The 10,818-nt window shown below is 38.2% G+C and carries 10 protein-coding genes; 8 read left to right on the forward strand and 2 right to left on the reverse strand.

Features of this window, described 5'->3' with window-relative positions; translation table 11 throughout:
• The first annotated feature begins 46 nt into the window (after positions 1-46).
• From rpsB to LS67_RS08240, 4 genes are all read left to right on the forward strand, one after another.
• Positions 47-841 (forward strand): 30S ribosomal protein S2, encoded by a 795-nt coding sequence (gene rpsB, locus LS67_RS08220; protein WP_034328040.1) that lies wholly within the window; start codon positions 47-49, stop codon positions 839-841.
• A 1-nt stretch (position 842) separates the two neighbouring features.
• Positions 843-1,910 carry a translation elongation factor Ts gene (gene tsf, locus LS67_RS08225; RefSeq protein WP_034328041.1) on the forward strand — a complete coding sequence of 356 codons (1,068 nt, stop codon included), beginning with the start codon at positions 843-845 and terminating at the stop codon, positions 1,908-1,910.
• Positions 1,879-2,622: a hypothetical protein gene (locus LS67_RS08230; RefSeq protein ID WP_161594489.1), complete on the forward strand. Its 744-nt coding sequence runs from the start codon at positions 1,879-1,881 to the stop codon at positions 2,620-2,622. Before tsf ends, LS67_RS08230 begins: the two co-directional genes overlap by 32 nt.
• Before the next feature lie 185 nt (positions 2,623-2,807).
• Complete coding sequence (locus LS67_RS08240) at positions 2,808-3,707, forward strand: hypothetical protein (RefSeq protein WP_236096377.1); 900 nt, start codon at positions 2,808-2,810, stop codon at positions 3,705-3,707.
• A gap of 233 nt (positions 3,708-3,940) precedes the next feature.
• Here the strand turns inward: LS67_RS08240 and LS67_RS08245 are convergent, their stop codons facing one another.
• Entirely contained in the window at positions 3,941-5,158 is a 1,218-nt protein-coding gene (locus tag LS67_RS08245) for a malic enzyme-like NAD(P)-binding protein (RefSeq protein ID WP_034328042.1), read from the reverse strand.
• 310 nt (positions 5,159-5,468) lie between these two features.
• Entirely contained in the window at positions 5,469-6,779 is a 1,311-nt protein-coding gene (locus tag LS67_RS08250) for a metallophosphoesterase (protein ID WP_034328044.1), read from the reverse strand.
• A 171-nt stretch (positions 6,780-6,950) separates the two neighbouring features.
• Here LS67_RS08250 and LS67_RS08255 point away from each other — a divergent pair, with 171 nt between their 5' ends.
• The 4 genes from LS67_RS08255 (at position 6,951) to LS67_RS08270 (ending at position 10,637) form a co-directional block, all read left to right on the forward strand.
• On the forward strand, positions 6,951-8,660 hold the full coding sequence (locus tag LS67_RS08255; RefSeq protein ID WP_034328050.1) for a cation:proton antiporter domain-containing protein: 1,710 nt from the start codon (positions 6,951-6,953) through the stop codon (positions 8,658-8,660).
• Positions 8,661-8,730: 70 nt separating this feature from the next.
• Complete coding sequence (locus LS67_RS08260) at positions 8,731-8,967, forward strand: hypothetical protein (protein WP_034343755.1); 237 nt, start codon at positions 8,731-8,733, stop codon at positions 8,965-8,967.
• 39 nt (positions 8,968-9,006) lie between these two features.
• Positions 9,007-9,849 (forward strand): Fic family protein, encoded by an 843-nt coding sequence (locus LS67_RS08265; RefSeq protein WP_052099947.1) that lies wholly within the window; start codon positions 9,007-9,009, stop codon positions 9,847-9,849.
• A gap of 29 nt (positions 9,850-9,878) precedes the next feature.
• Positions 9,879-10,637 carry a Fic family protein gene (locus LS67_RS08270; RefSeq protein WP_052099949.1) on the forward strand — a complete coding sequence of 253 codons (759 nt, stop codon included), beginning with the start codon at positions 9,879-9,881 and terminating at the stop codon, positions 10,635-10,637.
• Positions 10,638-10,818 lie beyond the last annotated feature (181 nt).

Here is a 10,818-nt window from a genome sequence, read left to right on the forward strand (position 1 = left end):
TGTTAATGGGTATGGAGGATAAACCACATAACTACAAGGAGACACTATGGCAACAATGAAAGACCTACTCGAGTGCGGTGTGCATTTTGGGCATCAAACGCGCCGCTGGAATCCAAAAATGCAAAGATTCATTTTTGGCGTGAGAAAGAATATCCACATTATTGACTTGCAAAAGACTTTGCGATACTTCCGCTTCACTTATAATATCGTTAAAGAAGCCGCGAGTGAAGGCAAAGTAATTATGTTTGTAGGCACAAAAAAACAAGCGAGTGAAACACTCAAACAATACGCAGAATCTGTGAATGCACCCTATGTCAATTATCGTTGGCTAGGCGGAATGCTCACAAACTTCAGCACAATTAAAAAATCTGTGCGTAAGCTTGAAATCATCGAAGAAATGGAAAATAGCGGACAAATTGACTTGCTGACTAAAAAAGAAAAGCTAATGTTGCAGCGCAAAAAAGAAAAGCTCAATAAATATCTCGGTGGTGTGCGCCATATGAAAAAAGCCCCTGATATGGTGTTTGTGATTGACACAGTGAAAGAAAAAATCGCAGTAGCCGAAGCACGAAGACTTGGTATTCCCGTAGTCGCACCGCTTGATACAAACTGCGACCCTGATATGGTGGATTATCCAATTCCGGGAAATGATGATGCTATCCGCTCTATTCAACTTTTCTGTAAGGAGATTAGTGAGGCAATTTTAGAGGGACGATCTGAAAATAAAGATGAGCAGAATGAGCAAGGAGAGCAAATTGCTCCAGTCACTAATGAAGAAAAGCAAGAGATTCTTGATGAAGTAACTGCTGAAGTTGCTACACAAATGCAAGAGGAGGCATAATATGGCAGATATTCCAGCACAGCTTGTGAAACAACTCCGAGAAATGACAGACGCAGGTATGATGGACTGCAAAAAGGCACTTGTAGAAACCAATGGCGATATTGATAAAGCGGTAGAATATCTCCGTGAAAAAGGCTTAAGCAAAGCTGCTAAAAAGGCTGATAGAGTAGCAAGCGAAGGTATTGTGAGTGTAGAGGTAGCAAGTGATTTTAGCAAGGCAAGTATTATTGAAATCAACTCCGAGACAGACTTTGTAGCTAAAAACGATACCTTTAAAGAGCTTGTGGCAAATACCGCAAAAATCGTTTATGAAAACTCTCTCTCTTGCACCCGAGAGCTTCACTCGATGAATGTTGGTAACACGAAGTTTGAGGAATATTTGCAACAAAACATTGCAAAAATTGGTGAAAACATCGTTGTGCGCCGCATTGCGAGTATAGAATCAAAGGGCAACGGCATCGTTAATGGTTATGTGCATTCAAATGGACGCGTAGGTGTGCTTATCGCAATGAAATATAGCAAAGAATCTTCAAAGGCTGCTTGTGTAGAACTTGCGAAAAATATCTGTATGCACGCAGCAGCGATGAAACCTCAAGTTTTAAGCTATACAGAGCTTGATAATGACTTTATCCAAAAAGAAAAGGTTGCTATCATTGCCGAATTGCAGAAAGAAAATGAGGAGCTTAAAAGGCTTGGCAAACCTCTTCATAAGATTCCACAATACATCAGCCGCAACGAACTTAGCGAATCTGTGCTTAAAGCGCAAGAGCAAAAATTACGAGAGGACTTGAAAGCTCAAGGGAAACCAGAGCAGATTTGGGATAAGATTCTACCCGGACAAATGGAGCGATTTGTCGCTGATAGCACATTGCTCGACCAAAGAATGACACTTTTGGGGCAATTTTATGTAATGGACGATAAGAAAACAATTGCTCAAGTTTTAGAATCTAAGGGCAAAGAACTCAGCGATGAAATAGAGATTGTCGAGTATATCCGCTTTGAATTAGGCGAGGGTATTGAGAAAAAAGTAGAGGATTTTGCCGCAGAAGTTGCTGCACAAATGCAATAGGAGATTAAGCATAAATTATATCTTACGATTTGGTTTAGGTATTTTGTTTGTAGTAAATGCCTATGGATATAGCTTTTGGGATTTTGCTTCTGATGAGAGGATTACTTATTCTAAGACTTTTTATTATGATAAAGAGCTGGGAGAACAACCAACATTTGGCGGAGATATATCGCATTTTAGCATAATAATGAATGTGCTTGGCACTGAATATGGGTTTGTATTCAATGAATCTCCCCTTGCTCATAACAGCTTAGAGCAACTCTCACAAAAGCATATTGCCTTTGACTTTGGCACACTTTCTTTTGGTGGTGTTGGGCAAAGATTTCCTCAATTTTTTGGAGCAAAATTTCGCTATGAATATGGCTTTAATGAGCAAACTTCTCATCGGTTTGGGGTTGAGGGTTATTGGCATCCTACATTTTTTAATATTCGTGGGTGGCAGATTCTGAGTTTATATGTAGGTGGTGGATATAGGGATAGTGCGATAAATGGAGCGTATTTTGATAAGGGTATTTTGATTTTGCCAAGCTCACCGATATATCTTGCACTCACACATCGCACAGATTACACTTCGCATTACCCATCTCAAGATAGTCTTATGCTCTCTATTCGTATGCCTATATATGTTTGGGGTGCGCCTCTAGTTATACCTTTTGGGGTTGTTATGGGAGGGCTCATAACAAATGCTAAAGTTAAAGGGGTTAATTTTTAATTTATTTAGATTGTATGCGATAGTTTTTAATCTGTGCGCTTAATAAAGAGAGACAGGATTCTACATTATTTTTTGTAAGCAGCATACCAAAATCGGCGGGAACATCGTTGTGCGCCGCATTGCGAGTATAGAATCAAAGGGCAAAGAACTCGGCGATAAAATAGAAATTATCGAGTATATCCGCTTTGAATACAGAAACCGCAATTTCTAAATATAGTGAGATTCAAACTAATTATAGTGTCAATACAGATAACACTATCCTTCACCAAGTAGGAGACACTTCTATTACTGCTAAGGGAGATTGTGTTATTATTAAAGCTGGTGGAGTAGAAGTAGTCATAGATTCTAATGGATCAGTAGTTAAGGGTGGGGAGATTAAGGCGGAGCGAGAAAGCAAATGGAGAGAGAAGCAAAAAGGAAATAAGGGAATGAAAGTTTTAGGCTTGTTGCTATGTGGTATTGTATGTTATGCTTTGGGCATATCAAACAATCAGGGTATGCGAAGCATAAAATCTATAACACAAACTATTCAGTCATTAGATTCTGTATTAGAAAATCTTATCAATGTAGCTAAACTTGATTCCCTAAATAGTTTGACGCAGGAGGAATGCAAAAAGCTACAACACGCATATAGCACAAACCTGCAAGATTCACAAAATGGCAATAAGGTTTATCGTGAAGAGCAGAGTTGTTATTATGCAGCAATACATAGTCTTAGAACTAAGGTTGCAGAGCTTATAACAAAAAAACATATAAACACTGATATACATTCACTAGATTCTATTCTGCATTATAAAATCATTGCTTTTTTAAGCACCGAAAATATACAAGCCTTGCATAATGTGCTAGGCTTTGAAGTGGCTTACTACTTGCAAGATGTTATCAATGTATGTCATCGCCTTGATGGTTTGGAGTTTGAAGCTACTTGCAATCTTTATATGCAAATTTTTGACGATTTGGCACGATATACAGCACAAGAACACAAACTCACACAAAAGCAAATGCAAGATTACTATGATACCTTTGAAATACGCACACAAAATGCCCTTAATCTTTTAGAACAAGAATTACCAAATTTGCCATAGAACAAGGAGTAAGATGTTACTAGCAGATAATTTTAAAAATGTTATTGTAAGGCATAGATATAAATTCTTTACCTTATGATTTGCAAAAGCAATTTGATACGAACAATACTCTTGTTTGCTCCTCTTTAATAGATTCTACTTTTATAAAAGAACTCATTGCCTTAGAATCTATGCAGTAAAACTTTATGCCCTCGCTTTAGTGCATAAAGCCTTTTAAGATAAAACTACCCTTGCTACACCCTCGCCACGCCACTTTTTATCGCCGCCTCTGCAACTGCATTTGAGACGACATCAATCAGTCGCTCATCAAATGCCGAAGGGATAATATACTCCTTGCCAAAGCTTACCTTATGCTGCAAAAGCTGTTCTAGCTTGTCAGTAATTGGCTCACGCGCAAGCTCGGCTATCGCCTTTGCCGCAGCAAACTTCATCTCTTCATTAATCTTACTCGCACGCACCCTAAGCGCACCTTTAAAGATATAAGGAAATCCAAGCACATTATTCACTTGATTTGGGAAGTCGCTTCGTCCTGTGGCTACTATCGCATCGGGTCGCGCCTTTTTAGCGACATCTGGCATAATCTCTGGTGTTGGATTGCTTAGAGCAAAAATAAGAGGAGATTCGTTCATTCCCTTAATATCATCTCCTGTAAGCAAATCACCCTTTGATAGCCCGAGCAACACATCTGCACCATTGAGCGCGTCTTTTATAGAGTGATACTTCTCCTTGCATACAAACGCCTTTTTCAACTCATTTAAATCCGTCCTATCCGCACTAATCGCCCCTTTAGAATCAAACATCACAAGATTTTTTACACCAAGTGCAAGATACATCTTCGCACACGCCATAGCCGCCGCTCCCGCACCACACACGACTACCTTAATATCCTTTGCCTCCTTGCCCACAAGATGTAAGGCATTCATAATTGCTGCAGTAGAAATAATCGCTGTGCCGTGCTGGTCATCGTGCATTACCGGTATATCAAGCTCCTCGATAAGTCGCCTTTCAATCTCAAAGCATTCTGGAGCCTTAATATCCTCCAAATTAATGCCCCCAAAAGTCGGTGCAATCGCCTTAACAACAGCAACAAACTTATCCACATCTTTCTCATTAACTTCAATATCAAAAGCATCGACATCGGCAAAAGTCTTAAACAAAATCGCCTTGCCCTCCATTACCGGCTTACTCGCCATTGCGCCAATATCGCCAAGTCCAAGCACAGCTGTGCCATTGCTAATAACCGCCACAAGATTACTTTTAGAAGTGTAGTCATATGCGCTTAAAGGATTAGCTTCAATCTGTTTGCAAGGCACAGCCACGCCAGGAGTGTAAGCCAAGCCTAATTCATTAATGGAACGCAATCGTTTGCGAGGGACAATCCCCACCTTGCCACCAATATGATACTTGAGGGCTTCTGGATAGGCAGCTTTGAGACTTTCTAAACTTATCATCATTTCTCCTTAAAATGCTTATGTGCTACATAATTTTGCAGGGCGACAAATAAAAAAGAATTTTTAGCACTTTTTTACAAACAAAACACAATTTATGAAAAACTTTTGATAAATCGTGTAAATCCCTATTTTAAGCTTTCAAAGCCTCTTTAAAGTTAAAATTTTTCATTACTTTTGTGGCTCAATGCCTTAGAATCTTTAGACACAAAGATTCTAGATTCTCATAAAAATGCGTTCGTTTTGACAAATCCTAGAATCAAACAAATATTTAAGGCTTTTAGATTTGGCAATAGAATCTGTTTGCCAAATCCTATACGCCCTCTAATTCTAAAAGCACGATTTCATTCTGTGCCAGAAAGCGCACTGCGGGACCCCAAAAACCAACGCCACTGCTTACATAAAGCTGTGTTGGCAAATTTTTTGGCATTTTTGAAGGCACATTATATAACCCGTGTATGTATTTTTGATCGAGCCATACGAAAAATGAGAGTGGAAAGACCTGCCCGGCGTGTGTATGTCCGCATAAAACCAAATCAAACTCGCTTACATCATTTGAGCGCACAAATTTAGGCTGATGCGCGAGAAGCACACTCGGCTTAAGTAGATTCAAATCCTTTTTGGCAGATTCTATATCTGGTGGCAAATAGTTAAAACGCAATCCCGCCAAATCACTCACCCCTGCGAGATTGAGTTCATCTAGCTCGATATGTGTATTATGCAAAATACGCACATTGAGCGTTTTAAGATGAGCAAGAATAGGGTCTAATCCGTGATAATACTCGTGATTTCCCGCGACATAATACACACCTTGCCGACTTTTGAGTTCTCGCAATGGCTCTAAATCATCTTTAATTTTATGAATCTTATCATCGACCAAATCACCCACAATGACGACAAAATCAGCATCAAGGGCATTAATCCTCTCTACAACTTTTGCTAGAAATGCACCCTTCAAAGTTTTACCAATATGCACATCAGTAATCATCGCCACACGCAAAGCCCTTTTGAGCTTAGGGAGGCGCACAGATACGCGTTTCACAGGTGGCACACTTAGGGCACTGACAAAGCCTATTATGCTAAAACACACAAACAAAATACCCACCATTACATCAACAATGATGTGCAAAAATGCACGGCGAGGGGCAGAAATAGGTTGAGAACACATAGATGGATATGGCGCGGGGCAAGGAGATTCTATAATGGGAGATGTGCTAAGAGATGATAAAAATTGTGAAGATTCATAAGATAATCTCTCTTGCGCCTTAGAAATTTTAGAATCTGCTGTGTTTAAAGGCGTGCTTTGCAAACTTTGCGCGCTAGATTCCAAAACTTCCACCCGTCTCTTTTTCGCGACAATTTTCCGCGCAAGATTAAAACAGAATCTTGCAATATCCACACATACACACGCGATAAAAAGTGTATAATCAAGCACTACACAAGAACCAACAAGAAAGTATTGCCAAGGCAAAACCTCCCCTATTGCCAAAACAATGAGAAAACCAAGTGAAATATACCTATGAATAAATCTATTGTGCCGTAAAAAGCGCAGATACACATAGCATTTCATCGCGCTTAGGACTAAAAATATAATACCCACAAATATGTAAACACCGCCTTCCATTACTTTAACCTTACTATAAATACACACAAATTTGACATATCTTAAGCATCTTTGAGATAGAATATGAACTTTTTTTGCAATATGCAATATTATACCAAATAGAATCTGTCACTTTATTTTTATGTGAGGTGTACTATCGACCCGTATTTGATTATTTTATGTGTGTTGGGAATGGCTGTCGTATTTGGAGTAATCCTCAATCGATTGAAGATTCCAACAATAATTGGTTATATCATCACAGGTGTGCTAACGACATATATTTTTGGCTTTCGGCTTGAAGATTCAGAGAGCATAAACGACATAGCTGAACTTGGCATTGTATTTTTGATGTTTATGATTGGGCTAGATTTTAGCTTCAAAACCCTTAGTGCGATGAAACAAGATGTGCTCGTGTTTGGTGGGCTACAAATCGGGCTTTCTGTGGCGTTTTTCTTTGTGGCGTTCTATTTTTTCTTAGGATTCAATTTTGATACCTCTATTATCGTAGCAAGTGCGGTAAGCCTCTCCTCAACTGCCATTGTGCTAAAATTCCTCAACGAAAGCAATCAAGCGAAAACGCCCTATGGCAAGGCGGCAGTAGGGATTCTTATCTTTCAAGACATTGCGGTTATCCCTATTTTGCTTATGATTAAGCTTTTGAGCGACAAAGATTCCAATCTATGGGTGCTTATTCTCACAACCCTCTTTTCCGCGCTCATTCTCTTAGCCGTGCTCGTGCTACCGGGGCGATTTATTGCAAAAATAGCCTTGCGCTTTTCTGCCACTATGAAAACTGATGAAATTTTTGTGGGAGCAGTGTTTCTTGTTGTGCTAGGTTCAGCGTATATAAGTAAAGTCTTTGGCTTTTCACTCACGCTTGGCGCGTTTTTGGCTGGTATGATTATATCAAATACCCCATATAAATACCAAGTCGCCTCTGTCCTTGTGCATTTCCGCGACATACTCCTTGGCGTATTTTTTATCACCGTGGGAATGCAAGTGGATATTATATTTTTGCTTAAACATTTTATCGTGGTGATTTTGCTTGTGGCTTTGATGATGGGCGCAAAAACACTCCTTATGTATTTGTTTTTATTCTTTTTTCAAGGGCAGAGAATTGGTATGCGTATAGCATTGTCTCTCGCGCAAATCGGGGAATTTTCTTTTGCTATTTTCCTCCTTGCAAGTCAATATAAGATTTTAAATCTCACCCTTGATGGTGGGATTTTGAAACTCATTTTTGGCGAAGCATTTTTTGCCGCAATTACACCTGAAGAAATTTATCAATTCCTCACGCTAATGGTAATTTTCTCTATGATTGCCACGCCTTTTATACTTGATAGATTAGATAAAGTAACAGACTTTTTCTTGCGCTATATGCGCCCTTTGAATCTATTCCGCAAAAATAAACAAACTCACAAAAATGAGCAAACACACGAAACCAAAGAGGAAGGAGAGGAGCTTGAGGGGCATATCATTGTATGTGGATATGGTGAGCTTGGCGTCAAGATTTTAGAATATTTCAAAGGGTGCGAGGTAAGCTATATCGCTGTGGATAAAAATCACGCCAAAGTCGAAAAGGGTATAAAAAAAGACGAGCATATTATATATGGCGATGTAACACATAGAAGTATGCTTGAATTTTTAGGCATAAAAAAATGTGCGGCAGTGATTATTGCCATAGATTCGATTGAGGTGGTGCAGCACCTCTACCATAACATTATATCTATCGCGCCTATGTGTAAAGTCATACTCAAAACAAAGAGTAGCGCCATTGAATCCCAAATGAAAGCTAATGGCGTATATGGCGTAGTGCATGAACGCCGTGAGCTTGCAAAGACATTAAGCGACTTAGCCATTCAAGCAGTCAATGAGCAAAAAGCAATAACTCACGAGGATTAGGCAAGTAGAATTGAGACATAAAAGCTTTTAGATGTACGATTATAAATGGCATAGATTCTAAAGAGTAAAATTGTTTGTGCTTTTGCATAAAGAGCTACAAGACTTATGTAACGCAATTAAAGAAGCACAGCAAAGCTATGAGCATTTGTATTTACTTCAATCTATTCTTTATGATAGAATCTCATACAAAAGAGCTATTAGTGAGGGCTTAGGTATTAATGAATATAATGATACAAAAGCCCAAATAGAGTTTTTAAATATCAAAGACGAGATATTACAAGTAGCCTCAAGCACAGAGATAGCCTAAGGTATAAGTTTTGCAATTTTATAACTTTAAGGATAAATGATGATTGAATACAATCCTGAATTTTTGGAGAAAAAGCCCATATTTAGCGCAAATGAGTTAGATTATTTAGATTCGCTACAAAAAGATATGGCACTTGAATATTTTTTAGAATCTAAAAGCCTTAATGAAAAGTTTGGTTTTGATTTTATCTATACTTCAGCGCAAATTGAGGGGAATACCTATACAAAGGCTGAAACATTAAGTTTGCTTGAAATGGGTATCACAGCAGGGGGTAAAAAGCACACAGACGCCATAATGATTCTTAATTTACGCAATGTGTTTGACAAAATTATGAGCGATGAAATCACAATAGATAGACATTCTTTACATAATATCCACTCTCTTATCGCTAGAGATTTGGTTCAAGATAAAAATTTAGGCACAATGAGGCAAACACATATAGATGCTATTAGTGGCTGTGCATATATGCCTCTACCTTCAAGCGAAAGACTTTATACAGAAATGGCATTTTTGCTTGAGGAGTATAAAAAGTTTGAGAATCCTTTTGAAAGAGCATTATATTTACATAATAATATTGCTTACTTGCAGTATTTTGAGGATTGTAATAAGCGCACAGCAAGAAGTTTTCAGTTTATTTCACTTAAAAATGACAATATTATGCCTCTTGTTATCACACAAGATTCTAAAGAAATCTATGCGCAATATCGAGCTGCCCTTGTAGAATACTACGAAAAAGGTGAGTATAGCTCCTCCAAAGCATTTTTTATTCAAAATTACGCATTAATGAGTAGCTATTTCCGCTATTCTAAGTTAGATAAAGAACAGCAGAAAATATCAACAAATAAATCTAAGCCAAAGCCCACAAAAATCAAAAGGCGATAGATACAATTTTATAACTTTAAGGATAAATGATGACAAAATTAAATGAGCTCACACTCATTCAAAGAGAGGAACTTTTTAAGACATTGCGCATAAGCCTTACTCACCATAGCAACGCCATAGAGGGTATATCTTTAAGCTATGGCGAGACAAAAAGCCTACTTGAGAGCGGTAAAACTGCTAATAATAAACCCCTTGATGAGCATTTAATTATCTTAGGTTTTGCAGATGCTTACGATGTGATAATACGAGAGGCAAACGATAAAAGTATTTTGCTTAATCCCTCTTTTATCAAAGACTTGCATTATATTATTTTCTCTCACGCTCATAAGGTTACCCCTCATCTCGTGCGAACACCAATAGGTGCATACAGAACGGATTATGCTAAAATCACAGGCGTTGATACTCAACTATCCCAACCAAATAAAATAGCACAGGATATAGAGAATCTCCTCTATCAATTCCCAAGTAATGATTTGGATTTGGCAAAGATAGCCGAATTTCACGCCCTTTATGAGAAAATACACCCATTTGCTGATGGCAATGGCAGGAGCGGACGATTATTGATGAGCTTTCAATGTATTCAAAATAATTTGATTCCTCCACTTATTGAAAATACACAAAGGGCAACATATTTATCTTGCCTACATACTGCGCAAAAAGAGGCAAATTCTAGCCCATTAAGTAAATTCTTAGAGGAATGTCAAAATGTAAGCCTTAAGCTTATACATTTACAAAAACAGGTAAACACCAACACATCACCAAAGCCCACAAAAATCAAAAGGCGATAGATAATTTCATAAAGGCATATTAATGAAATACAATGTAAAAAATAAACTTGCACAAATTGATAGCTTAGAATCGAGCACAAAAGCAAAAGACTTTGTAGAATCTGCTTCAAATGTCAATCTTACTCACGCACAAGAGCTTACCCTACAAAAGAATCACAATGTCAAACCAAAGGATAAAAAA

This window comes from Helicobacter sp. MIT 03-1616 (assembly GCF_000765685.2).
GTDB lineage: Bacteria > Campylobacterota > Campylobacteria > Campylobacterales > Helicobacteraceae > Helicobacter_C > Helicobacter_C typhlonius.

Excerpts from the sequence above, each read along its gene's own strand:
- rpsB (WP_034328040.1), top strand. The coding sequence starts at position 47 with ATGGCAACAATGAAAGACCTACTCGAGTGCGGTGTGCATTTTGGGCAT.
- tsf (WP_034328041.1), top strand. The coding sequence starts at position 843 with ATGGCAGATATTCCAGCACAGCTTGTGAAACAACTCCGAGAAATGACA.
- LS67_RS08245 (WP_034328042.1), bottom strand. The coding sequence starts at position 5,158 with ATGATAAGTTTAGAAAGTCTCAAAGCTGCCTATCCAGAAGCCCTCAAG.
- LS67_RS08250 (WP_034328044.1), bottom strand. The coding sequence starts at position 6,779 with ATGGAAGGCGGTGTTTACATATTTGTGGGTATTATATTTTTAGTCCTA.
- LS67_RS08255 (WP_034328050.1), top strand. The coding sequence starts at position 6,951 with ATGGCTGTCGTATTTGGAGTAATCCTCAATCGATTGAAGATTCCAACA.
- LS67_RS08265 (WP_052099947.1), top strand. The coding sequence starts at position 9,007 with ATGATTGAATACAATCCTGAATTTTTGGAGAAAAAGCCCATATTTAGC.
- LS67_RS08270 (WP_052099949.1), top strand. The coding sequence starts at position 9,879 with ATGACAAAATTAAATGAGCTCACACTCATTCAAAGAGAGGAACTTTTT.